The 23,116-nt window shown below is 72.7% G+C and carries 19 protein-coding genes and 1 pseudogene; 15 read left to right on the top strand and 5 right to left on the bottom strand.

What is annotated here, in order from left to right; all coding sequences use genetic code 11:
- Positions 1-58 precede the first annotated feature (58 nt).
- Together ACZ66S_RS13070 and ACZ66S_RS13065 are read left to right on the top strand one after the other, a co-directional pair.
- Entirely contained in the window at positions 59-1,780 is a 1,722-nt protein-coding gene (locus tag ACZ66S_RS13070) for an ABC transporter ATP-binding protein (RefSeq protein ID WP_469901565.1), read from the top strand.
- Positions 1,777-3,657 carry an ATP-binding cassette domain-containing protein gene (locus ACZ66S_RS13065; protein ID WP_469901564.1) on the top strand — a complete coding sequence of 627 codons (1,881 nt, stop codon included), beginning with the start codon at positions 1,777-1,779 and terminating at the stop codon, positions 3,655-3,657. Before ACZ66S_RS13070 ends, ACZ66S_RS13065 begins: the two co-directional genes overlap by 4 nt.
- Here the strand turns inward: ACZ66S_RS13065 and ACZ66S_RS13060 are convergent.
- Positions 3,580-3,864, bottom strand: a pseudogene (locus ACZ66S_RS13060) (LuxR C-terminal-related transcriptional regulator); the annotation flags it as partial. The gene ACZ66S_RS13065 and the pseudogene ACZ66S_RS13060 overlap by 78 nt on opposite strands.
- A 578-nt stretch (positions 3,865-4,442) precedes the next feature.
- Between ACZ66S_RS13060 and ACZ66S_RS13055 the strand changes: the two are divergent.
- Positions 4,443-6,587: a SpoIIE family protein phosphatase gene (locus ACZ66S_RS13055; RefSeq protein WP_469901563.1), complete on the top strand. Its 2,145-nt coding sequence runs from the start codon at positions 4,443-4,445 to the stop codon at positions 6,585-6,587.
- A 611-nt stretch (positions 6,588-7,198) separates the two neighbouring features.
- On the opposite strand, the gene ACZ66S_RS13050 is transcribed toward ACZ66S_RS13055, so the two are convergent.
- The gene (locus ACZ66S_RS13050) at positions 7,199-8,575 is read right to left on the bottom strand and encodes a S1 family peptidase (RefSeq protein WP_469901562.1); all 1,377 of its coding nucleotides are present in this window, start codon (positions 8,573-8,575) and stop codon (positions 7,199-7,201) included.
- 190 nt (positions 8,576-8,765) lie between these two features.
- Here ACZ66S_RS13050 and ACZ66S_RS13045 point away from each other — a divergent pair, with 190 nt between their 5' ends.
- The 5 genes from ACZ66S_RS13045 (at position 8,766) to ACZ66S_RS13025 (ending at position 15,856) form a co-directional block, all read left to right on the top strand.
- Positions 8,766-9,179, top strand: a complete 414-nt coding sequence (locus tag ACZ66S_RS13045) for a PaaI family thioesterase (protein ID WP_469901561.1) — start codon at positions 8,766-8,768, stop codon at positions 9,177-9,179.
- A gap of 450 nt (positions 9,180-9,629) precedes the next feature.
- Entirely contained in the window at positions 9,630-9,845 is a 216-nt protein-coding gene (locus ACZ66S_RS13040; RefSeq protein WP_053851086.1) for a hypothetical protein, read from the top strand.
- A gap of 170 nt (positions 9,846-10,015) precedes the next feature.
- On the top strand, positions 10,016-10,822 hold the full coding sequence (locus ACZ66S_RS13035) for a hypothetical protein (RefSeq protein WP_469901560.1): 807 nt from the start codon (positions 10,016-10,018) through the stop codon (positions 10,820-10,822).
- A complete protein-coding gene (locus ACZ66S_RS13030) occupies positions 10,819-13,041 on the top strand; it encodes an NHLP family bacteriocin export ABC transporter peptidase/permease/ATPase subunit (RefSeq protein WP_469901559.1) in 2,223 nt (740 codons plus the stop codon). The genes ACZ66S_RS13035 and ACZ66S_RS13030 overlap by 4 nt, the downstream gene beginning before the upstream one ends.
- 1 nt (position 13,042) lies before the next feature.
- Positions 13,043-15,856: an NHLP bacteriocin export ABC transporter permease/ATPase subunit gene (locus ACZ66S_RS13025; protein WP_469901558.1), complete on the top strand. Its 2,814-nt coding sequence runs from the start codon at positions 13,043-13,045 to the stop codon at positions 15,854-15,856.
- 4 nt (positions 15,857-15,860) lie between these two features.
- On the opposite strand, the gene ACZ66S_RS13020 is transcribed toward ACZ66S_RS13025, so the two are convergent.
- Together ACZ66S_RS13020 and ACZ66S_RS13015 are read right to left on the bottom strand one after the other, a co-directional pair.
- Positions 15,861-16,370, bottom strand: a complete 510-nt coding sequence (locus ACZ66S_RS13020; RefSeq protein ID WP_469901557.1) for an SRPBCC family protein — start codon at positions 16,368-16,370, stop codon at positions 15,861-15,863.
- A 6-nt stretch (positions 16,371-16,376) separates the two neighbouring features.
- Positions 16,377-16,721, bottom strand: coding sequence for an ArsR/SmtB family transcription factor (locus tag ACZ66S_RS13015; protein ID WP_469901556.1), 345 nt, complete (start codon positions 16,719-16,721; stop codon positions 16,377-16,379).
- Between the two features lie 169 nt (positions 16,722-16,890).
- Here ACZ66S_RS13015 and ACZ66S_RS13010 point away from each other — a divergent pair, with 169 nt between their 5' ends.
- The 7 genes from ACZ66S_RS13010 to ACZ66S_RS12980 all read left to right on the top strand — a co-directional run bounded on the left by ACZ66S_RS13010 (position 16,891) and on the right by ACZ66S_RS12980 (position 22,277).
- Positions 16,891-18,393, top strand: a complete 1,503-nt coding sequence (locus ACZ66S_RS13010; RefSeq protein ID WP_469901555.1) for an MFS transporter — start codon at positions 16,891-16,893, stop codon at positions 18,391-18,393.
- Positions 18,394-18,590: 197 nt separating this feature from the next.
- Positions 18,591-19,601, top strand: coding sequence for a Ppx/GppA family phosphatase (locus ACZ66S_RS13005; protein WP_469901554.1), 1,011 nt, complete (start codon positions 18,591-18,593; stop codon positions 19,599-19,601).
- Positions 19,602-19,623: 22 nt separating this feature from the next.
- Positions 19,624-19,794 carry a hypothetical protein gene (locus tag ACZ66S_RS13000; protein ID WP_469901553.1) on the top strand — a complete coding sequence of 57 codons (171 nt, stop codon included), beginning with the start codon at positions 19,624-19,626 and terminating at the stop codon, positions 19,792-19,794.
- A gap of 57 nt (positions 19,795-19,851) precedes the next feature.
- Entirely contained in the window at positions 19,852-20,865 is a 1,014-nt protein-coding gene (locus ACZ66S_RS12995; RefSeq protein WP_469901552.1) for an iron-containing redox enzyme family protein, read from the top strand.
- Complete coding sequence (locus ACZ66S_RS12990; RefSeq protein ID WP_469901551.1) at positions 20,866-21,552, top strand: HemK2/MTQ2 family protein methyltransferase; 687 nt, start codon at positions 20,866-20,868, stop codon at positions 21,550-21,552. It begins immediately after the preceding gene.
- Positions 21,533-21,742: a CDGSH iron-sulfur domain-containing protein gene (locus ACZ66S_RS12985; RefSeq protein ID WP_469901550.1), complete on the top strand. Its 210-nt coding sequence runs from the start codon at positions 21,533-21,535 to the stop codon at positions 21,740-21,742. Before ACZ66S_RS12990 ends, ACZ66S_RS12985 begins: the two co-directional genes overlap by 20 nt.
- A gap of 136 nt (positions 21,743-21,878) precedes the next feature.
- Entirely contained in the window at positions 21,879-22,277 is a 399-nt protein-coding gene (locus tag ACZ66S_RS12980; protein WP_469901549.1) for an STAS domain-containing protein, read from the top strand.
- Between the two features lie 134 nt (positions 22,278-22,411).
- Here ACZ66S_RS12980 and ACZ66S_RS12975 read toward each other — a convergent pair whose 3' ends face one another.
- Positions 22,412-22,843: a protease inhibitor gene (locus ACZ66S_RS12975; RefSeq protein WP_469901548.1), complete on the bottom strand. Its 432-nt coding sequence runs from the start codon at positions 22,841-22,843 to the stop codon at positions 22,412-22,414.
- Positions 22,844-23,116: the final 273 nt, after the last annotated feature.

Below are 23,116 nucleotides of genomic sequence, written 5' to 3'. Positions count from 1 at the left end.
TCCACTCCCGCGAGGGAGGGGCCGCCCGGGGTCCTGCACACCTCCGGAAGGCCGCCGTATGACGACTGACAGCTCGCCTCCGGCCCCGCACGGCCTCCTGGGTCCGGCCCCCGCCCGCTGCCTGGTCCTGTGCCTGGTGAGCACGGCGGCGACCGGCGCCGGACTGCTGCTGCCCGCGGCTCTCGGCCGCACCCTGGACCTGCTGCTCGCTCGGGAGCCCGCGACCCGCTGGGTGCTGGGCTGCGCCGCACTGGTCCTGCTCATCGCCCTGCTCGACGCTACGGAGACCGTCCTCGGCGGCACCCTCGACGCCCGCACCACCGCCTGGCTGCGCCGCCGCCTCACCGGTCACGTCCTGGCCGTCGGCCCGCGCGCCGGCGCCCGCTTCGGGCCCGGGGACCTCGTCGCCCGCCTCGTCGGCAACGCCGCCCAGGCCGGCACGGCTCCGACCGCCCGCGCCGCCCTGCTCGCCGCGCTCGCCGGACCGGTCGGCGCCGTCGTGGCCCTCGGCCTCGTCTCCCCCTGGCTCGCGGCCGTGTTCCTGGCCGGAGCGCCCGTCCTCGCCCTCCTGCTGCGCGCCTTCGCCCGCGACACCCGCGAGTGCGTCACGCGCTACCAGGAGGTGCAGGGGCGGATGGCGCAGGCCCTCTCGGAGGCCGTCGGCGGACACCGCACCATCCGGGCCGCGGGAACCGAGGACCGGGAGACAGCGCGCGTCCTGCGCCCGCTGCCCGAGCTGTCCGAGGCCGGGCACCGCATGTGGCGGGTGCAGGGCCGGGCCTCGGGACAGTCCGTCGCCGTCGCCCCGCTGCTCCAGCTCGGGGTCGTCGCCGTCGCCGGGCTCCTGCTCGCCCGGCACCGCATCACGGTGGGCGAGGTCCTCGCCGCCTCCCGCTACGCGGTCCTCGCGTCCGGGGTCGGCGTCCTGGTGGGCCAGCTCGCGGGCCTGGCCCGGGCGCGGGCGGCGGCCGGACGGCTGGACGAGGTCCTCGCGGAACCCGCCGTCGAGCACGGCGGACACCGGCTGCCGGCCGGCCCCGGGCGGCTGGAACTGCGGGGCGTCACCGCCCTGCGCGGGGCCCGCCCCGTGCTCGACGGGGTCGACCTCGTCGTACCGGGCGGCACGACACTCGCGGTGGTGGGCCGCTCGGGTGCGGGCAAGTCGCTGCTCGCCGCGGTCGCCGGCCGGCTCGCCGACCCGGACCGCGGGGAGGTCCTGCTCGACGGGGTGCCGTTGCGCGAACTCACCCACGACGAACTGCGCCGTTGCGTCGGCTACGCCTTCGAGCGGCCCGCCCTGCTCGGCGGCACCGTCGAGGAGGAGATCGGCCTCGCCCTGCCGTCCCCCTCCCCCGCCCGCGTCCGGGAGGCGGCCCGCACGGCCCACGCGGACGACTTCGTGCGCCGGCTGCCCGACGGCTACGACACCCTCGTCGCCGACGCCCCCCGCTCCGGCGGGGAGTCCCAACGGCTCGGTCTCGCCCGGGCGTTCGCCCACGGCGGCCGGCTGCTCATCCTCGACGACGCCCTCTCCAGCCTCGACACGGTCACGGAGGCGCGCATCGCCGAGGCCCTGGTCGGCGGCGGCGCGGGCCGCACCCGCCTGCTCGTCGCCCACCGCACCGCCACGGCGGCCCGCGCGGACGCGGTGGCCTGGCTGGACGGCGGGCGGGTGCGGGCGGTGGGACCGCACGAGGAGCTGTGGCGGCTGGCGGAGTACCGGGAGGTCTTCGGGGGCGCGGCGGACGGCGCGGACGCCTCGGACGGGGGGCCGGAATGAGCGACGGCCCGGCGCCCGGCGGGATCGCTCCACGCGGTCTCCGCTTCCTGCGGGCCCGGTGGCGGGTTCTGGTCCGGCTCGGCGGATGGTCCGTGCTGGAGACCGCGCAGACCTTCCTCACCGGGTACGCGCCCGCCCGCGCCCTGGACGAGGGGTTCCTGGCCGGCCGGCCCGGTGTCGGACTCGGGTGGCTCGGGGTGGCCGGGATCGGGGTGCTCCTCGGCGCTTACGGGACGGTGCGGGTGTACGCCGCCGTCGCCGCGCTGGTCGAGCCGCTCCGGGACCTGCTCGTGGAACGGGTGGTGGAGCGCGGCGTACGGGAGGCGGACACGGGAGCGCTGTCCGGGCTGACCCAGCAGGTCGAGATCGCCCGGGACACCTTCGCCGGGCTGGTGATGGTGTCGCGTTCCTTCGTGTTCACCTCCGTCGGCGCGGCCGTCGGACTGGCCTCCCTCGACCCGCTGCTCCTGCTGGTCGTGGGGCCGCCGCTGGCCGCCGGGCTGGCGCTGTTCGCGGCCACGCTGCGTCCGCTGGCCCGCCGCCAGGAGGAGTTCCTGGCCGCCGACGAGGCCCTGGCCGACGGCCTCGGCACGGTCTGCCCGGGGCTGCGGGACATCACGGCGGCCGGCGCGGAGAACCGGGTCGCCGCCCGCACGGGCCGACTGGTCGACACCGAACAGCGGGCCTCGAACTCCCTGGCCCGCTGGTCCGTCCTGCGCGTGGCCTCGCTCGCCCTCGGCGGCCAGTTCCCGATCGTGCTCCTGCTGGCCTGCGCGCCCTGGCTGCTGGCCCGCGGTGTCACCACGGGCGCCCTCGTCGGCGCCCTCGCCTACGTCACCCAGTCCCTGCTGCCCGCCCTGCGCAACCTGGTCCACGGCCTCGGCACGAGCGGCTCCCGCCTGGTGGTGGTCCTGCGGCGACTGGTCCGCGAGCCGGCGGCCCGGCCGACCGTGAACACGTCCGGGCCGGCCCAGGGCGCCCCCGTTCCGCCGGACGCCCCCGCCCTCTCCCTCACCGACGTCTCCTTCGCCTACGGGCCCGCCGCCACCCCCGTCGTCGACCGTCTCGACCTCGCCCTGCCGCGCGGCGCCCACCTGGCCGTCGTAGGCCCCAGCGGGATCGGGAAGTCCACGCTCACCGCTCTGGTCGCCGGGCTCCTGGAACCCTCCGGGGGGAGGATCCGGCTGTGCGGACACCCCGTGCCCTCCCCCGAGGCGGCCGCGCTGCGGGTGCTCATTCCGCAGGAGGCGTACGTCCACACCGGCACCCTCGCCGAGAACCTCGGCCATCTGAGGGCGGACCCGGTGCCCGAGCCGGAGCTGCTCGCGGCGGCCGACGCCGTGGGGCTCACCCCGCTCCTCGAAGCGCTCGGCGGGCCCCGGGCGACCGTCGACCCGGGCGCGCTGTCCGCCGGTGAGCGGCAGCTCGTCGCGCTGACCCGGGCCTATCTGTCGCACGCCCCCCTCGTCCTGCTCGACGAGGCCACCTGCCATCTCGACCCCCGGGCGGAGGAGCGCGCCGAGCGGGCCTTCGCGGACCGGCCCGGCACCACGCTGGTGGTCGTCGCCCACCGGATCAGCTCGGCCCGCCGCGCCGACCGGGTGCTGCTGATGGACGGCTCGCGCACGGCGTACGGCACGCACGAGGAGCTGGTGCGCGACTCACCGGCCTACCGCGCGCTCGTGGGCGGCTGGACGGCCGTGCCCCCCGGCCGGTCAGAGCCAGCCCTGCCCCTGCGAGATCCGGATCGCGTCGATGCGGTTGCGGGCCCCGGTCTTGCGGGTGATCGCGGCCATGTAGTTGCGCACGGTCCCGTGGGACAGGCACAGGTTCCCCGCGATCTCCGCGACGGAGGCTCCCTCGGCCGCGAGGGATAACACGCTCAGTTCCCGTCGGGTCAGCGGCATTTCGGCGGCCTGGAGGAAGCCGAAGCCGAGCGAGTCGTCGACGAAACGTTTCCCTTCGGCGACCCGGCGGATTCCGCGCACGAGCCGGTCGGGCGCCGCCCCCTCCTTGTCGACGTAGCCGAGCGCCCCCGCCTCGACGGCACGCTTCAGCAGCCCGGGCCGGTTGGCGCTGGCCATCACGAGAAGGCGCGGCGGACTGCTGTCCGGCTCGCGCGGGGATAACTCCCCCAGCGGCGGGAGGCCGTAGGCGTCCGAGCATTCGAGGTCGGCCGCGCAGACGTCGGGACGCAGGGTCCGCAGACGTCCGGGCGCGGTCTGCCACGGGGTGTCGAACACCCCGAGGTCGGGTTCCCGGCGGAGCCACTCCGCCAGGGCCGATCTCACCAGACACGCGTCGTGCACCAGAAGCACCCGGATCACTGCTCGTCCCCCTCGATTCGCCTGTTAGGTCCCGTGGCATGAACGCGTGCCCCATTGTTCGGGTCCCGGACCGCCCTCGGGCGCGAAGAATTGGCCATCAGGGTGCGCGGGGGCGCACGAGCGGCGCCCGTGTGCCGTGCCGCGCTTCGACTGTGGGGGCATGCTCCGGGGCGCAGGGGGTACACGGCCGATCTCACCGTCGCCGCGGCACCCGTGTGCCCGGACACGGGAACGCTCGCCGTGCGGGACGCGCCGCGAGGGTGGAGATTTGATCCTTGGGGGCCCGGCGCGCGACAGCGGCCCGCGCTCCTTGCGGCCCGCGCCCGTGCGAGGAGGTGGTCGGCGTGTCCGACGGGCATATGTCCCAGGCGCCGGCGAGCACCCGGACACGGGTGGGACGACCCCTGCTCTCCCTCGCGCTGGCGTCGATGATGGACGAGGTGCACGCCCACTCCGGAGCGGTGTACCTCATGGCCGCCGACGAACCCGTACTGGAGATGGCGGTCATGGCGGGCCTGCCGCGCGCGTTCGCGGCGCCCTGGGAGCGGGTGGGCCTGAGCGCGCCGATCCCGGTGGCGGAGGCGGCCCGGGAACGGCGGCTGGTCTGGGTGGGCGGCGAGCACGAGATGGCCCGCCGCTATCCGCGGATCGCCGTGGTGCTGCCGTACCCCTTCGCGCTGGCCGCGGTGCCGGTGGCGACCGCGTCCAAGGTGTACGGCTCGGTGTTCGTCACCTGGCCCGGTTCGCACCCCCCGGACCTGTCCGACCGCGAGCGGAACCATCTGACCGCGGCCTGCGGGCGGCTCGCGGTGCGGCTGGAGCGTGCGGTGGAGGACAGCCTGGCGCCGCACGCCGAACCCGACCTGCTGGCCTCGGCGCAGGTGGGCAGCGCGGCCGGGACGCTGGGCACGGTGGAGGCGGCGCGGATGGTGGCGCGGCTGCCGTACGGGCTGTGCTCGCTCGACCTGCACGGGCGGATCTCCTTCGCCAACGCGGCGGCGGCCGAACTGATCGGCGTGCCGGTCTCGCAGTTGCTGGGCTCGCAACTGTGGGCGGCGGTGCCCTGGCTCAACGACCCGGTCTACGAGGACCGTTACCGGGCCGCGCTGCTCAGCCAGCACAGCACGTCGTTCGTGGCGCTGCGGCCGCCCGGGGACTGGCTGTCGTTCCGGCTGTACCCGAGCACCACCGGGCTCAGCGTCCGGGTGAGCCGGGCCCGCGCGGTGGCGGAGATGAACCGGGCCGGCCCCCAGCCCGGGGACTCGCCGTCCCGGCTGGTGACGATCTCGCAGGTGCTGAGTCTGGCCGGGGCCCTGACCGAGGCGGTCGGTGTGCAGGACGTGGTGCAGCTCGTGGCCGACGAGATCGCCCCGGCGGTGGGGAGCCAGGCCCTGGTCCTGCTCGGCTCGCGGGCCGGACGGCTGCACGTGCTCGGACACCGCGGGTATCCGGACGCGCGGGTCGTGGAGCGGTTCGACGGGCTGCCGCTGACCGAACCCACGCCGGGCACCCACGCCCTCAACACCGGGGTGCCCGCGTTCTTCGAGTCCCGGGACCAGTTGGAGCACTTGTACCCGAAGCGCCACGCCACCCCGGACGGGTTCGCGGCCTGGGCCTATCTGCCGCTGATCGCCTCCGGGCGCCCGGTGGGCACCTGTGTGCTGGCCTACTCCGAGCGGCACCCCTTCCCCACCGACGAGCGGGCGGTGCTGACGAGTCTGGGCGGGCTGATCGCGCAGGCCCTGGAGCGGGCCGTCCTGTACGACGCCAAGCACCAGTTGGCGCACGGCCTCCAGGCGGCGCTCCTCCCGCACACCCTGCCCGCGCTGCCCGGCATCGACGCGGCGGCCCGCTATCTGCCGGCCACCCAGGGCATGGACATCGGCGGCGACTTCTACGACCTGGTGCCGGTGGACGGGCTGGCGGCCGCCGTGATCGGGGACGTGCAGGGCCACAACGTGACGGCGGCGGGGCTGATGGGGCAGCTCCGGACGGCGGTACGGGCGTACACGACCGTCGGCCAGACGCCGGAGGAGGTCATGCGCTCGACCAACCGGCTGCTGATCGACCTCGGCGCCGACCTGTTCGCGAGCTGCCTGTACCTGCGGATCGATCCGCGGCGGGGGCGGGCGGTCATGGCCCGGGCGGGGCATCCGCCGCCCCTGCTGCGGCGGCCGGACGGCCGGGTGCGGGTACTGGACCTGGCCGGGGGCCCGCTGCTGGGCATCGACGGCTCGGCCGGCTACCCGACCACGGAGGTGGATCTCGCGCCCGGTTCCGTCCTCGCCCTGTACACGGACGGTCTGATCGAGTCCCCCGGCGTCGACATCGAGGACGCGCTGGCCGAGCTGGGACGGCAGCTCGCCGAGGCCGGTGACCGTCCGCTCGACGAACTGGCCGACGAACTCGTCCGCCGCAGCGCGGCCGCACGGGAGCGGGTCGACGACGTGGCTCTGCTGCTGTTGCGGGCGGAGGGCTGAGGGGCGCCTCCGGCCCTGGGCGGACGGGTTGAGCGTGACTCCGGCCTCGGACGGAGGGGTTGAGCGTGACTCCGGCACCGGGCGGGCGGATTGAGCGCGTCTCCAGCCCCGGACATACGGGTTGAGCGTGACTCCGGCACCGGACGGACGAGTTGAGCGCGTCTCCAGCCCCGGGCAGACGGGTTGAGCGCGTCTCCAGCACCGAGCGGGCCGGGCGAGCGCGTCTCCAGCCCCCGGCAGACGAGTTGAGCGCGTCTCCAGCCCCCGGCAGACGGATTGAGCATGACTCCGGCCCCGGACAGACGAGTTGAGCGCGTCTCCAGCCCCCGGCAGACGGATTGAGCATGACTCCGGCCCCGGACAGACGGGTTAAGCGTGACTGGGGCCCGGACGGATGGCTGATACGCGTCCCCGGCGCCCGCCTCCCGCACGGGCCCGCGCCGCTCATACGCCGGTCCGGCCCTCCCGCCGGAGGGCCGGACCGTTGCACCTCCCGGGCCGGAACCGTGCTGTGGCCGGGAGGTGGTCGAAGGGCCTGCGTCGGCAGCGGGGGTGTGGGGGGGACCGCTGCCGACGCGGCCGGTTCGAGGTGTGGTGCCTGACCGGTGGGGTCAGTTGTGCGACTGGTCCGCGGCGTCGCCCGCCGCGTCACCGGCGCCGTCACCGGCTCCGTGGCCGGTGTCCTGGCCGTCGCCGGCCTCCTCGCCGCCGATCACGTCACCGCCGGCCTCCTCGCCGCCGACCTCCTGACCCGCGCCGGCCTCGTCACCGGGGCTCGCGGTGGCGTCGCCCGCTCCGGCCCCGGCGTCGTCACCCGCGCCGGCCTCCTCGCCGCCGGCCTGGTCGCCCGCGCCGCCGGCCGCGTCGCCCGCGCCGAGCGTGGCGCCGACCGCCTGGAGGGCGGTGGTGACCGGCTGGAAGAAGGTCTCGCCGCCGACCGTGCAGTCACCGCTGCCGCCGGAGGTCAGGCCGATCGCCGCACCGTCCTGGGTGAACAGCGAGCCACCGCTGTCGCCGGGCTCGGCGCAGACATTGGTCTGGATGAGCCCGGTGACGGTGCCCTCGGGGTAGTTCACGGTGGCGTCCAGTCCGAGGACCTGGCCGTCGGCGAGTCCGGTGGTGGAGCCCATCCGGAAGACCTGGAGGCCGACCTCGGCGTCCGCGGCCTGGTTGATGGCGACGGTCTGGCCGCCGCCGACGTTGACCTCGCTGGGCGCCTCGGTCGCCGGGTCGTCGTACTTGACCAGGGCGAAGTCGCCGTCGCCGGGGAAGGTGGCCTGGTCGACGGTGGCGATGGGCTGGCCGTCCTGACTGTCCGACCACTGCTCGGCCGCGACCCCGCAGTGACCGGCGGTCAGGAAAGCGGGGCTGCCGTCGCCCGCGGTGACGTTGAAGCCGAGCGAGCAGCGGGCACCGCCGGCGAAGATGGCGTCACCGCCGGACACGAAGGTCTTGAAGGTGCCGGCCGACTTCTTCACGCTGGCCATGTCGGAGCCGAGGCTCTTCACCGTCGACTCGAGGGTGTTCCACTTGGCGCCCGTGACCGTGCTGTCGGCGGTCACGAGGATCTTGTTGGTGCGCGGGTCGACGGCCCAGGCGGTGCCCGGGATGGTCGCCTCCTCCTTCAGTGTCTTCGCGCCGGCCGCCAGTTCGGTGAGGCTGTTCTCGACCTCGCGGACCTTCGCGCCGGCCTTCTTCGCCTGCACGATGACGTTGTTGTCGCCGGATATGACGTTCACGACGAGCTGTTGGCTGTCGGAGTCGTAGTAGGACCCGGCGAAGGCGTCGCCCAGCAACTTCTCGAGCTGCGAGGCGAGATCCGAGGCGTCCGTCGCCTTCAGAGTCTTCGGCGCGATGGCCGCCGCGTCGTTCGACGAGCCGTCCTGGGACGCGTTGGCGTTGGGCAGCAGGATCGCGGCCGCTCCGAGCGCCACCACGGTGCCTGCCGCGAACGCGGCCTTGCGCTTCGGAATTCGCTTGTGACTCAAACTTCTCGACCTCCTGGGGGACCGGAGTCTGTAACCGCCGTACGGCAGTCGGTTGTTCGGGGCGCCTGGATGGCCATGGGTACGCACGGTGTGCGCGGGGCGTTCAATGCCGTTTCTTTACGCGCCGATTGCCACGCCGATTCGGCCACGGGCCGTGCCGGGCGGCCCGCGGGCGGGAACAATCCCCCATATGACGATGACGCCCGCCGAAGCCGACAAGATCCTCGCCGACAACTTCGCCCCCTGGGTCCTCGACCTCGCCCTGAGCGTCGAGTCCGTGGGCGACGACCGCGCCGTCCTGCGTCTGCCCTGGTCGCAGCGGCTGGCCCGGGAGGGCGGCGCACTGTCGGGCCAGGCTCTGATGGCCGCCGCCGACACCGCGACCGTGATCGCCGTCTCGGCGGCCCGGGGCACCTACGGGCCGATGACGACGGTGCAGCAGTCCACCGGCTTCCAGCGCGCGGTGTCCGGCTCGGATGTCCTGATCGAGGCGGTCGTCACCAAGCTGGGCCGGCGCATGGCGTTCGCCGACATCACGATGACCGATGCCGCGACGGGCGAACTCGCGGCCCGCGCGAGCACGGTCTACGCCCTTCTGGGCTGACACGCTCAGCAAGCGGTCGGTAACAGTCTGTTGTGAACACCGCCCCGAATCCCCTCTCCCGCGAATCTGCACATCGAATGCGCAACCAAGTCACCGGGAGCGGGAGTTCTGCACAAGCGCGCAGCGGCACCCACGCCATTGGCGAGGTGTGTCGGATTCGCCATGGCGACGGCAAGAGCCCTGTCGGGCCGCCGCCACATCTCCTGTGAAGAAGTCGGCACCAAGGCGTGCGCAAGCCTGCACGGATGGAGCCTTCTGTGACTCAAGTGCCCTGGTGAGACGGGTGGTTAATTGGAAGGGCGGAGCGACGGCGTGCTTTGATCCATCGCACCGCAGGGCCGCCGGGGCTCCTGGAAACGGGATCCGGCGCCTTGCGACTGCGGCCGTCATCTGTCCCCAGAGGGGGCCGCTCCCCCCTTGTGAAATACCCATACGAAGGGAAGTTCCATCATGAACTCCACCCCCCAGGTTGAGACCACCGAGATCTCGGACGCGGACCTCGACAACGTCTCCGGCGGCCTGCAGCTCAACGCCCTCGGCACCGTCACCGGCCTGGTGGACGGCGTCGCCCCGGTTTCCGGCCTGGTCAACACGGTCGTCGGCACGGTCGAGGGCGTCACCGGCCTCAACACCGCCCCGGTCACCGGCCTGGTCGCCGGTCTCTGATCACATCCTTCGTGATCTGATCACTTACTTGTGGTCGACCCGTCCCGGAGCCGCAAACCGGCGGTTCCGGGACTCTTGGGTGCCGTACTCCGGCCGGCTCGGACGAGTCGGTCCTTTGTCATTGGCAGCATGCGTAGCAGTCGCACGCTTTCGCAGGTGAGGGAAGACCCGTGCAGTTCCGCCAACAGGCCCTCGCCAAGCTCCAGTCACCGGAGGAGCTCGACCTCCCGGTGCGCTTCGCCCGCCCGCAGGGCTGGCTGGTGATGTCCGTGACGGTGGTCGTGATGGCCGCCGCGTCCGTGTGGGCGGTGACCGGCTCGGTCGCCTCCACGGTGAGCGCGCCCGCCATCCTCACCCACGGGCAGGGCAGTTACGTCCTGCAGAGCCCGGTCGCGGGCCAGGTCACCCAGGTGATCGCCAGGGAGGGCACCCGGTTGCCGGCCGACTCCCCCGTGCTGAAGGTCCGTACGGCCGACGGCGACACCGTCGTCCGCACGGTCGCCGCGGGCCGGGTCACCGCGCTCGCGGCCACCATCGGGCAGATCATCTCGACCGGCGCGAACGTCGCCGCCGTGGAGAAGGTCGCGCACGCCTCCGACCCGATGTACGCCACGGTGTACGTGCCCGCGGAGAACGCCGCCTCCATCCCGGACCACGCGGCCGTGGACCTGACCGTGTCCTCGGTGCCCACCCAGGAGTACGGCGTGCTGCGCGGCCATGTGAAGTCGGTGGACCGCTCGGCCCAGTCGGCGCAGCAGATCGCCGCCTTCCTCGGCGACAGCCAGCTCGGCGAGCAGTTCACCAAGGACGGCCGTCCGGTCGCCGTCCTCGTGCAACTGGACAGGTCCGGCAGCACCAAGAGCGGTTACAAGTGGTCGTCCGCGGACGGCCCGCCGTTCGCCCTCACCTCCATGACCGTGGCCTCGGGTTCGATCTGGCTGGCCGATCAGCGCCCCGTCGATTGGCTGCTGCCGTGAGCACCGCACAGGACACCCGGAGCAGGCGCCGCTCCGCCCCGCCCAAGCGCCCGGTCCCCACGGGGAAGGCGAAGACGGTCCGTACGCCGACCGTCCTCCAGATGGAGGCCGTGGAGTGCGGCGCCGCCTCCCTCGCGATGGTGCTCGGCCACTACGGCAAGCACGTCCCGCTGGAGGAGCTGCGGATCGCCTGTGGTGTCTCCCGGGACGGCTCACGCGCCAGCAACCTCCTGAAGGCTGCCCGCAGTTATGGTCTGACGGCCAAGGGCATGCAGATGGACACGGCCGCCCTCGCCGAGGTGAAGACCCCGGCCGTGCTGTTCTGGGAGTTCAACCACTACGTCGTCTACGACGGCATGGGACGCCGCTTCGGCCGCCGCGGGGTCTACATCAACGACCCCGGCAAGGGCCGCCGGTTCGTCCCCATGGAGGACTTCGACGGCAGCTTCACCGGTGTCGTGCTGGTGATGGAGCCCGGCGAGGACTTCACCAAGGGCGGGCGCAAGCCGGGGGTGCTGGGCGCGATGCCGGCCCGGCTGCGCGGCACCGCGGGCACCATGCCGGCGGCGGTCCTCGCGAGCCTCCTGCTGGTGCTGGTCGGCGCGGCCACCCCCGCGCTCTCCCGCACCTACATCGACATGTTCCTGATCGGTGGCCAGACCTCGCTGCTCGGCGTGCTGTTCACGTCGATGGGCGCCTGCGTGGCCCTCACCCTCGCGCTGACCTGGCTCCAGCAGGCGAACCTGCTGCACGGCCGGATCATCTCCTCGACCCTGTCCAGCGCCCGCTTCCTGCGCCATCTGCTGCGGCTGCCGGTGACGTTCTTCTCGCAGCGCAGCCCCGCCGACCTCGTCCAGCGCCTCCAGTCCAACGACCAGGTGGCCGAGACCCTGGCCCGCGACCTCGCGGCGGCGGGCGTCGACGCGGTGGTCGTCGTCCTGTACGCGATCCTCCTCTACACCTACGACCCGCAGCTCACCTACGTCGGCATCGGTGTCGCCCTGCTCAACGTGGTGGCCATGCGGGTCGTGATCCGGCTGCGGGCCACCCGCACCGCGAAACTCCGCGCGGACAGCGCCCGTCTCACCAACACCGCCTACACCGGGCTCCAGTTGATCGAGACGATGAAGGCGACCGGCGGCGAGGACGGCTACTTCCGCAAGTGGGCCGGACAGCACGCCACCACGCTGGAGGAGCAGCAGCGGCTCGGCATACCGAGCGCCTGGCTCGGGGTCGTCGCGCCGATGCTGGCCACCTTCAACAGCGCGCTCATCCTGTGGATCGGCGGCATGCGGGCCGTCGAGGGCGGCATCTCCGTCGGTCTGCTGGTCGCCTTCCAGGCCCTGGTCACCCGCTTCACCGCGCCGATCACCCGCCTCAACGGCGTGGCGGGCCGCATCCAGGACTTCGCGGCCGACGTGGCCCGCCTCAAGGACGTCGAGAACTTCAAGGCCGACCCGCTCTACGGCCGTCCCGGCGCCGGCGACTCCACGCGCCGGCTGCACGGCCATGTCGAGCTTCAGAACATCACCTTCGGCTACAACCCGCTCGACAAGCCGCTGCTCACCGGCTTCGACCTGACCGTCGGCCCGGGCCAGCAGGTGGCACTGGTCGGCGGTTCGGGCAGCGGCAAGTCGACCGTCTCCCGGCTGATCTCGGGCCTGTACGCGCCCTGGGAGGGCGTGATCCGCATCGACGGGCAGCGCCTGGACGACATCCCGCGCGGCGCGCTCGCCTCCTCGGTGTCCTTCGTCGACCAGGACGTCTTCCTCTTCGAGGGCTCGGTCCGCGACAACGTGGCGCTGTGGGACCCGTCCATCCCGGACGACGCCGTGGTGGAGGCGCTGCGGGACGCGGCCCTGTACGACGTGGTCGTGCGCCGGCCCGGCGGCATCCACAGCAGGGTCGAGCAGGACGGCCGCAACTTCTCCGGCGGCCAGCGCCAACGCCTGGAGATCGCACGGGCGTTGGTGCGCCGGCCCAGCATCCTGGTGCTCGACGAGGTGACCAGCGCACTGGACGCGGAGACCGAGCAGATCGTCATGGACAACCTGCGCAGGCGCGGCTGTGCCTGTGTGGTGATCGCGCACCGGCTCAGCACCGTGCGCGACAGCGACGAGATCGTCGTGCTCCAGCACGGCACGATCGTGGAGCGCGGGCGGCACGAGGAGCTGGTGGCGCGCGGCGGCGCGTACGCGGCGCTGGTCAAGGAACGGTGAGATGACTACCGCACACGAAGGGGACGTGGTCCTCACCTCCCTCGGTCAGATGGGCACGCGCGTCGACTGCGCCGGGTTCAGCCGCCTCGACCTCGAAGGCCCGCAGGTGCTGTGGCTGGTCGTGTCGGGCGCGGTCGACCTGTTCGCGGTGGACGCCGAACAGCAGGGCCACTGGCACCACCTGGGCCGCCTGGAACCGGGGGCGCTGCTGCTCGGCCCGGTGCCCGGCCCCCAACACACGCTGGTGGCACGGCCGTTGCGGGACTGCGTCGTCCACCGCATCGGCCTGCGCGAGCTGTACGAGCCGGCGAACACCCAGACCTGGTCCTACGACGCGTACGGCAACCCCCAGTACGTGCCGCCGACGACCAGCCCGCTGGAGTACGCCCTCGCGCTCGGCGTCGGCCGGAGCCTGTCCATCCTCTTCCAGGCGCCGATGGCCGACGAGCGGGCCGCCGCCCCGACCGACGACGACGTCTTCTGGATGCAGGTCCCGCCGGGCAGCGTGCAGTACGGCTCGCTCTACGGCGCCGAGGCCGCCGCCGACCTGCTGATGGACCCGGCGGTCTGGCAGTCCATGGTCGACCAGCAGTACCGGTTGCTGACCACGCTGGACCGCTGGATCGAGCAGGTGGAGCGCACCCACGAGACCCGGACCGCGGCCGGTATCAAGGCCGGTGAGGCGGTGCGCGCCCAGGCCGACCGGACGTTGCTGGCGTCCATCGGCAGGTCGAAGCAGCGCGCGACGGCCGCCGACGCGGACGCCAGTTACGCGGCCTGCCGACTGGTCGCCGACGCGGCCGGCATCCCGCTCGCCGAGAACGCGCACAGCGGCACCGAGAGCGACCGTCTCGACCCGGTCGAGCGGATCGCGCTCGCCTCCCGCGTCCGGATCAGGTCGGTGCGCCTGGACGGTCGCTGGTGGCGGGACAACGTCGGCCCGCTGGTCGGTCACCGGGCGCTGTCGGGTGCGCCGGTCGCGCTGCTGTGGCGGCGCGGCGGCTATGTGGCGGTACATCCGGCGACGGGCCGCGAGACGCCGATCGAGAAGGACAACGCGGAGGAGTTCGAGCCCCGCGCGGTGATGTTCTACCGCCCGCTGCCGGACCGGAGGCTCAGCCCGCTCGGTCTGCTGCGGTTCAGCATGCGCGGCACCGGCGGCGATGTGACGAACCTGCTGCTCAGCGGTCTGGTGACGGTGGCGATCGGCGCGCTGGTGCCCATCGCGACCGGCAAGGTGCTCGGCGAGTTCGTGCCGAAGGCGCAGACCGCCCTGATCGTGCAGGTGTGCCTGGCCGTGATGGTCAGCGGCGTGGTGACGGCGGCCTTCATGCTCCTCCAGAACCTGACCATGCTGCGCGTGGAGGGCCGTATCGAGGCGACCCTGCAACCGGCCGTCTGGGACCGGCTGTTGAGACTGCCGACGAAGTTCTTCACCGAGCGCTCGACCGGTGAACTCGCCAGCCAGGCCATGGGCATCAGCTCGATCCGCCGGATGATGGCGGGCATCGGCCCCACGGTCGCCCAGTCGGTGACGGTCGGTGCGATGAACCTCGGCCTGCTGTTCTGGTACAGCGTGCCGATGGCGATGGCGGCGATCGGCATGCTCGTCGTCATCGCCGCCGGTTTCCTCGGCCTCGGGCTGTGGCAGGTGCGCTGGCAGCGGCGGCTGGTCGTGCTGAGCAACAAGCTGAACAACCAGGCCTTCCAGACCCTGCGCGGGCTGCCCAAGCTCCGGGTCGCGGCGGCCGAGAACTACGCGTACGCGGCCTGGGCCTCGGAGTTCGCCCGCAGCCGTGAGCTCCAGCAGAAGGTGGGCCGGATCAAGAACCTCACCTCGGTGATGGGCTCGGTCTACCTCCCGCTGTGCACCCTGCTGATGTTCATGCTGCTCGCGGGCCCGGCGCGCGGCTCGATGTCGGCGGCGGAGTTCCTCACCTTCAACACCTCGGTGACCATGCTGCTGACGTCGGTCACCCAGCTCACCGGCGCCTTCGTCTCCGCGGTGGCAGCGCTCCCCCTCTTCGAGGAGATCAAGCCGGTCCTGGAGGCACAGCCGGAGGTCCGCACCGCGAGCACCCGGCCGGGGCCGCTCACCGGGGCGATGGAGGCCCGCAGGCTCTCCTTCCGCTACTCCGACGACGGTCCCCTGATCCTGGACGACGTGTCCTTCGAGATCCGGCCGGGCGAGTTCGTGGCGATCGTCGGCCCGAGCGGCTGCGGCAAGTCGACCCTGCTCAGGCTGCTGATCGGCTTCGACCGTCCGGTCTCCGGGAGTGTCCTGTACGACGGTCAGGACCTGGCTGCCCTCGACCAGTCGGCGGTGCGCCGGCAGTGCGGTGTCGTCCTCCAGCACGCCCAGCCGTTCACCGGCTCCATCATGGACGTCATCTGCGGCACCGAGCCCTACACGCCGGAGGAGGCGATGGCGGCGGCCGCGATGGCGGGGCTCGCGGAGGACATCCAGCGGATGCCGATGGGCCTGCACACCATCGTCTCGGGCAGCGGGGCGATCTCCGGCGGTCAGCGCCAACGGCTCATGATCGCCCAGGCGTTGATCCGCCGGCCGCGCATCCTCTTCTTCGACGAGGCGACCAGCGCCCTCGACAACGACACCCAGCGCACGGTGATCGAGTCCACCAAGGCGCTCAACGCCACCCGTGTCGTCATCGCCCACCGGCTGTCCACGGTGCTGGACGCCGACCGTGTGATCGTGATGGAGAACGGCAAGGTGGCCCAGCAGGGTCCGCCGGCACAGCTCCTCGCGGACACGGGCGGCCGGCTGCACGAGCTGGTGCGACGGCAGATGGCGTGACGGCTCAGTCCGTGCCCGGGACCGGCGCCCCCGCGGGCAGCCCCGCGTCGACGTACGCCCGGTAGAGCTCCTCCCACCGCGGCCGGTCGGGGCGCTCGCCGCGGGCGCGGGCGTCGAGGGCGGCGAGGCACACCTCCCACCCGGCGCCGTTGCGGGCGGCGGTGTCGGCGGCGCTCAGGACGTTGGTGAGCGTGAGACGGGTCCGCTGCTCGTCCAGGGCCTCCAGGTCGAAGTGCACCTCGTCGCCGCCCCATTCGAAGGACAGGTGCCGGGGTTCGTCGACGGCGACGACCCGGCCTGTGGAGTCCGCCATGTGGGGGTCGCCGCTGAACCTGACGGTGCCGCCGGGGCGCAGCTCGATCTCGGCGCGGGACGGGAACCAGTGGGCGAGTTCGTCGGCGTCGGTCACGAACTGCCAGACGCGGGCGACGGGATGGTCGAAGGTGCGGCTGAAGCGGACGGCGGGGCGCCCGTCGTCCAGGGTCAGATAGGTGCCGGTGAGGTCTGCGGCCATGGTGGATCAGTCCTTCGGGGCGGGTTCCTCGGGGGTGTCCGGCGCCGCCTGGTCCAGGCGGTCGCCGAGGGCGTCCAGGCTCGTGTTCCAGAGTCTGCGGTAGGGGGCCAGCCAGGCGTCCAGCTCGGCGATCGGTCCGGGGTCCAGGGCGTAGACACGCCGTTGCGCGTCCTGCCGTACCCGGACCAGGCCCGCTTCCCTGAGCACCTTCAGATGCTTCGACGTGCCCGGCTGACTCAGTCCGCACGCCTCCACGATCTCCCCGACGGACCGGGCCCGCTCGAGGAGGAGCGCGACGATGGCCCGCCGATGGGGGTCGGCGAGGGCGGTCCAGAGCGGGGCGTCGGACATGACTCCAATATGCCTCGCCAGTTATATGCCAGTCAAGAAATGCACGGGCCTGGAACCCGCGCTAGCGAAACGTTGCCGTTTCGCTCCCAGTGGTCTACGCTCATCGGGTACGAAACCGTTTCGTTCATGAGGCGGTAGGGCTCAGCCGACTTTCCCTGGAGTTGTCCCCATGTCCCAGAAGACCCTGACCGAGAGCGGGCGGGAGGGTGCCGTCGAGGCACCGGCCGACGCCTCGGCCAAGCGGTGGTGGATTCTCGCCGTCATCGCGCTCGCCCAGCTCATGGTGGTCCTCGACGCCACCATCGTGAACATCGCCCTCCCCTCGGCCCAGGCCGACCTCGGCTTCTCCGACGGCAACCGGCAGTGGATCGTCACGGCCTACGCGCTGGCGTTCGCCTCGCTCCTCCTGCTCGGCGGCCGGATAGCCGACCTCTTCGGGCGCAAGACGGCCTTCCTCGTCGGTGTCGTCGGCTTCGCCGCCGTCTCCGCGCTCGGCGGCGCCGCCACCAACTTCGAGATGCTGGTCACCGCCCGCGCCCTCCAGGGCGCCTTCGGCGCGCTCCTCGCACCGGCCGCGCTCTCCCTGCTCAACACGACGTTCACCGACGCCCGCGAGCGGGCCAGGGCGTTCAGCGTGTACGGCGCGATCGCCGGTGCCGGTGGCGCGGTGGGCCTGCTGCTCGGCGGCGTCCTGACCGACGCGTTCGACTGGCGCTGGACCCTGTACGTCAACGTCGTCATCGCCGTCGTCGCCTTCGCGGGCGGCTGGCTGCTGCTGCACAACCACCGCGACGCCGCCAACTCCAAGCTCGACGTCCCCGGCACCCTGCTGGTCGCCGCCGGCCTCTTCTCCCTGGTCTACGGCTTCTCCAACGCCGAGACGCACGACTGGAGCTCCCCCGAGACCTGGGGCTTCCTGGTCGTGGGCGGACTGCTGCTGACCGCCTTCGCCTGGTGGCAGACCCGTGCCGCGCACCCGCTGCTGCCGCTGCGCATCCTGCTGGACCGCAACCGGGCGGCCTCCTTCCTGGCCGTGCTGATCTCCGGCGGCGGCATGTTCGGTGTCTTCCTCTTCCTCACCTACTACCTCCAGCTCAACCTCGGCTTCAGCCCCACGAAGACCGGTGCGGCCTTCCTGCCGATGGTCGCCGCGCTGATGGTCGCGGCCCAGGTCAGCACCACGATGCTGGTCCCGCGGATCGGACCGAAGACAGTCATCCCGGTGGGCTTCGCGGTCGCCGCGGTCGGCATGGCCTGGCTGACCGGCATCGGCGTCGGCTCCAGCTACCTGTCGGCCGTGCTGCCGCAGTTGATCGTGACCGGCTTCGGCCTCGGCCTGGTCATGCCGCCGGCCATGCAGCTCGCCACCGGCGGGGTCGCGGCCGAGGACGCGGGAGTCGCCTCCGCCACCGTCAACGCCATGCAGCAGGTGGGCGGTTCCATCGGTACGGCGCTGCTGAACACCCTGGCCGCGAGCGCCGCCACCGACTACCTGGTCGGCAAGGACCCGACGAACCGACTGGTCCAGGCGCGGGCGACGATCGAGAGCTACACCACCGCCTTCTGGTGGTCGGCGGGCCTGTTCGCCGTCGGCGCGCTGATCGCCTTCCTGCTCTTCCGGCGCGGGGTGCCGGAGCAGGACGCGGACGCCGCACCCGTCGTCCACATGTAGTCGCCGCGGCAGGAGCCGCCGGGTCCTGAGGGCCGCCGTCAGCAGGGAGACGGCGGCCCTTCTCGCTGCCCCTCGGTCTGACGGCCCGTCACACGGAGGGGCGCCGTCGACGCGTGGTGTCCGAGTGGTGGCTGAGAGCGACGCCTCGACGGAGCGCCCGACGTTGGAAGGGGTCCTGCGTGGGTACCCACATGGCCATGCGAATAAGCGTGGTTGACGTGGGTTCGAACACAGTGCGTCTGGTGGTGGCGGACGCCGAGGACGGAGTGCCACTGCCGGTGCACACCGCGAAGTGGAGACTGAGACTCGCGGATCATGTGCGACCGGGCGGCCCGATCCCCGAGGAGGCCGTGGAACGGCTGGTGGAGGCGGTGGAGGGGGCCAGCCGGACCGCCGCCAGATGGGGCGCGGCCAAGCCGCTGGCCTTCGCGACCGCGATCGTGCGCTCCGCCCCGAACCGCCAGGAGGTGCTGCGCACCGTCCGCGCCCGGACCGGCGTCGGGCTGTACACCCTGCCGGGCGAGGTGGAGGCGGAACTCACCTTCCTGGGGGCGCGGCGCTGGATGGGCTGGCGGGCGGGGCCGCTGGCGCTCTTCGACATCGGCGGCGGGTCGCTCGAAGTCGCCTTCGGCCGGGGCAGGTTGCCCGACTACGTGGCCTCGCTGCCGCTGGGCGCGGGCCGGCTGACCCATGAGTTCTTCGAGGACCAGGACCCGCCGCCCCCGGAGGCGGTGCGGGCGCTGCGCCGCAAGGTGCGCCACCAACTGCGGGACGTGGCGTCCCGGATCCGCTGGGAGGGCCCGCGCACCGCGGTGGCCACCTCACGCACCTTCGAGCAGTTGGGACGGCTGTGCGGGACCCCGGCCGGGCGGCGCGGACCGTTCGTGGAGCGCCGGATGCACCGGGCCGACCTGCGGGAGGCCGTCGAGTGTCTGGCCGCTCTCCCGGCCGCGCGGCGGGCCGAACTGCCCGGCATCTCCGCTCCGCGCGCCGCGCAGAGCTTGGCCGGGGCCGTCGTGGGGCACACGGCAATGAAGCTGACCGGGGTCAGGACCGTCACCATCTGCCCCTGGGCGATCCGCGAGGGCGTCCTGCTGCGGCACATCGAGGACGGCGCGTCCTGGTGGGCCGAGGTCGCCCGCCGCAACGAGGAGGACACCGTTCCGCCCGAGCCGGTGCCCCTGCGCATCGCGGCCGCCACCACCTGAACGAGAGAACGAGGAGACAGCCGTGCCGGAGAAGAAGCAGAAGCCCGACACCGCCCTGGACGAGGTCCTGCACGAGTTCGAGGACGCCGAGGAGCGTGTACGAGACACCGACGAGGAGCGGGCGCACCGCGGCGAGGCCGGGGACGCGACCACCCCCAATCAGCGCGCCCAGGAGGAATCCGCAGGCGAGTGACGCGCACCGGCCCGGGCGGGCGGGGGTGATCCGCCGCCGCCCGGGTACCCGGGGCGCATGCCTCAGGACCCTCGAGAACCACAGCTACCCCCGGCCCGGGGCCCGCTCAGCGCCGCAGTACAGGAATACTTCCTGGGCGCCGGACCGCTCCCGCGCCAGGAGACCGTCGACGCCGCGAACGCCTACGGCGACGACCTCCAGCTCGCCCTCTACCTCTGCTACGAACTGCACTACCGCGGTTTCGCGGGTGTCTCCGGCGACCACGAGTGGGACCCGGACCTGCTGCGCACCAGGGCGGCGCTGGAACAGCGCTTCCTGACCGCCCTGCGCCGGGACACCCCGGTCCACGACAGCGTCGAGGACGCGCTCGCCGGGCTCCTCGTGGAGCCGGTCGACGGCACCGGAGTGAGCCATTTCCTGAGCAAGGAGGGCGAGCTGTGGCACGTGCGCGAGTACGCGGCCCAGCGCTCGCTCTACCACCTGAAGGAGGCCGACCCGCACGCGTGGGTGCTGCCGCGCCTGTGGGGCCGGGCCAAGGCGGGCATGGCGGCGGTCGAGTTCGACGAGTTCGGCGGCGGCCGCCCCGACCGCGTCCACGCCCTCCTCTTCGCGAACCTCATGACGGACCTGCGCCTGGACACGACGTACGGTCACTACCTGGACGCGGCCTGCGCGGAGATGCTCGCCACGGTGAACCTCATGTCCCTGCTGGGCCTGCACCGCAACCTGCGCGGAGCTCTCGTGGGCCACTTCGCGGCGGTCGAGATCACCTCCTCCCCCGGTTCCCGGCGCCTCGCCGAGGCCATGCGCCGCACCGGCGCGGGACCGGCCGCCGAGCACTTCTACGACGAGCACGTCGAGGCCGACGCCGTCCACGAGCAGGTCGTGCGCCACGAGGTCATCGGCGGTCTGCTGGCCGAGGAACCGCACCTCGCCGCCGACGTCGCCTTCGGGATCGACGTCACCGGACATGTCGAGGACCGGCTCGCGGACCGCCTCCTGCGCGACTGGGCGGACGGGCGCTCGTCGCTGCGCGTTCCCCTGGCTTCCGAAATCCACCATATTTCCTGAATGTCGGGGTACTTGGGCATCGTGAGATCACTGAATCCCCCCCTGGTCCTTCCGGGCGTGTACAAGCCGCAGGAGGACACCGAGCTGCTGGCCGGAGCCCTGTCCGAAGAACCGCTGCCGCCCGGCGCGGACGTCCTGGACGTGGGCACCGGGACCGGTGCCCTCGCTCTTCAGGCGGCGCGCCGGGGCAGCCGGGTGACCGCGGTGGACGTGTCGTGGCGGGCGGTGTGCACGGCTCGGGCGAACGCCTGGCTGACCGGCGCGTCGGTCCGGGTCCGGCGCGGCAACCTCTTCCACCCCGTGCGGGACGAGTCGTTCGACCTCATCCTGACCAATCCGCCGTACGTGCCGGCGCCGACGGGCGCCCGGCCGCCGCGCGGCAGGGCGCGGGCCTGGGACGCGGGCCACGACGGGCGGTACGTGCTGGACCGCGTCTGCCGGGAGGCACCCGCGCTGCTGCGTCCCGGCGGGGTTCTGCTGATCGTGCACTCCGAACTGAGCGACTCCGGGCGGACCGTGGGACATCTTCGGGCGTCCGGCCTGAAGGCAGCCGTGACCCGTCGTCACCGCATCGCGTTCGGGCCGGTGATGCGGACGCGTGAGGACTGGCTGCGTCAGCGCGGTCTGCTGTCCGAAGCCGACGAGAAGGAAGAGCTGGTGGTCGTCCGTGCCGAACTCCCCCTCTGACCCCGACCAGCCGTGCCGCATCCGGGTCCAGCACCGCGGCCCCCTGCTCGTGGAGGGGCCCGTGGAGGTGGAGCTGGAGGACGGCTCCACGGTCGCCTCCGACCGGTTCCGGGTGGCCCTGTGCACCTGTCGGCGCAGCCGTCGCTACCCGTGGTGCGACACCAGCCACCGGGAGCGGACCCGTTCCTAGACAGGACGTCAAGACAATCGGCAGAAATTCACTGGGTCGAGTGAACCAGGCGGTGCCGGCCCCGTTGGGGGGATGGCTCAGGCCACCGCGGGGTACCTACCGAGATCGAATGCTCCCTCGCCCTGGTGGAGCCGCCATGACACCGGAGCCCGACGACAGCGCTCCCGGAACGCCCGCGGCGAACCCGTATGCCCGCACCCGGACGGACCATGGCTTCACGGTGGTGGAGGCCGTCGGCGAGATCGACCTCGCGACGGCGGGCTTCCTCGCGGAGCACCTGGACGCGGCCACCGCGTCCGACCGACCCGACGTACTGGTGGACCTGCGGCGCGTGGAGTTCTTCGACTGCTCGGGCCTGCGCGTGCTGTGCCGCGCCGAGTCCCGGGCCCGCCGACGCGACGGCCGGCTGCGCGTGGTCACCGACGGACCACGCCTGCACCGGCTGCTGCGCGCGTCCGGTCTGTGGCGCCGCTTCCCCCCGCTCCTCGAACTCCCGCCGGTCCCCGAGCATCCGGGGTTCCCGGACAGGCGGTGAGCCGAGGGTCCGGCGGACGGCCCCACTCCGTCCGCCGGCCCTCGGTGCGGGATCACCTGGTTCCGTGAGAGGGGCGGCACTCCCCAACTGCGGGCCCCTCGGGCAGGTCACGGGCACCACGCGACCCCGGTCCATCAGAACGCGAAGACGGTCCCGTAGGAGTTCTTCACGCACTCGTTGGAGAAGGTCCGTTCGTAGGAGACGCGCTTGCCCCGCCAGACGCCGTCGACGGTGACCACCACGGGCGCGTACTCCCGGGTGCACACGGCGTCGGAACCCGCTCCGAGCGCGTCGAAGTCCCCTCCGGCGGAACGCAGTTCGGCACAGGCCGGACTCGCTGCCGGGTGGGTGCCCGAGGGGGTCGGGGCACAGGTGAGGGTCACGGCACGTTCCGGGGTGGCGGCGGCGGCGCTCTCGCCGTGGCCGAGGGTGAGCACAAGGGCCGACGGAGCGTAGAGACCCGAGGAGACGGCGGCGGGTTCGGCGAGGGCGGCCCCGCTCAGGGGGCCGCAGACGGCGGTGGCCGTGAGGCCGAGGGTCGCTGCCCAGCGCGCGGTGTTCCGCATTGTGTGCATCCTTCCGCTGGATTCGAGGGTGTGCCGTCCGACTCGGTCGGTGCCGGAGCGGCGAGCGAGAGTCTGCCGAGTCCTGGCCACAACTTCACATCGACCCCACAGCTTTCAGTAACCTTGCGTGTTGAATCAGTGGCGCGAAGTCACATCATCCGAACAGGCGAGCCCGTCAACAGGGCGGTTCTTGATCGCCGGATCCGGCCGAATGGCCTGTTTACCCCGCCTCAGCAATAGGCCTGAAACATTCCGCTTCAGCCCTCGGCGCAC

This window comes from Streptomyces sp. NPDC107471, from assembly GCF_055582845.1.
This window is presented reverse-complemented; position numbering and strand designations above follow the sequence as displayed.

Bases quoted from the DNA above. Each gene is read 5' to 3' on its own strand.
- ACZ66S_RS12980 (WP_469901549.1), top strand. From the start codon at position 21,879: ATGACACCGGAGCCCGACGACAGCGCTCCCGGAACGCCCGCGGCGAAC.
- ACZ66S_RS13020 (WP_469901557.1), bottom strand. From the start codon at position 16,370: ATGGCCGCAGACCTCACCGGCACCTATCTGACCCTGGACGACGGGCGC.
- ACZ66S_RS13040 (WP_053851086.1), top strand. From the start codon at position 9,630: ATGAACTCCACCCCCCAGGTTGAGACCACCGAGATCTCGGACGCGGAC.
- ACZ66S_RS13005 (WP_469901554.1), top strand. From the start codon at position 18,591: ATGCGAATAAGCGTGGTTGACGTGGGTTCGAACACAGTGCGTCTGGTG.
- ACZ66S_RS13070 (WP_469901565.1), top strand. From the start codon at position 59: ATGACGACTGACAGCTCGCCTCCGGCCCCGCACGGCCTCCTGGGTCCG.
- ACZ66S_RS12990 (WP_469901551.1), top strand. From the start codon at position 20,866: ATGTCGGGGTACTTGGGCATCGTGAGATCACTGAATCCCCCCCTGGTC.
- ACZ66S_RS12995 (WP_469901552.1), top strand. From the start codon at position 19,852: ATGCCTCAGGACCCTCGAGAACCACAGCTACCCCCGGCCCGGGGCCCG.
- ACZ66S_RS13065 (WP_469901564.1), top strand. From the start codon at position 1,777: ATGAGCGACGGCCCGGCGCCCGGCGGGATCGCTCCACGCGGTCTCCGC.
- ACZ66S_RS13025 (WP_469901558.1), top strand. From the start codon at position 13,043: ATGACTACCGCACACGAAGGGGACGTGGTCCTCACCTCCCTCGGTCAG.
- ACZ66S_RS12975 (WP_469901548.1), bottom strand. From the start codon at position 22,843: ATGCGGAACACCGCGCGCTGGGCAGCGACCCTCGGCCTCACGGCCACC.
- ACZ66S_RS13015 (WP_469901556.1), bottom strand. From the start codon at position 16,721: ATGTCCGACGCCCCGCTCTGGACCGCCCTCGCCGACCCCCATCGGCGG.
- ACZ66S_RS13010 (WP_469901555.1), top strand. From the start codon at position 16,891: ATGTCCCAGAAGACCCTGACCGAGAGCGGGCGGGAGGGTGCCGTCGAG.
- ACZ66S_RS13045 (WP_469901561.1), top strand. From the start codon at position 8,766: ATGACGATGACGCCCGCCGAAGCCGACAAGATCCTCGCCGACAACTTC.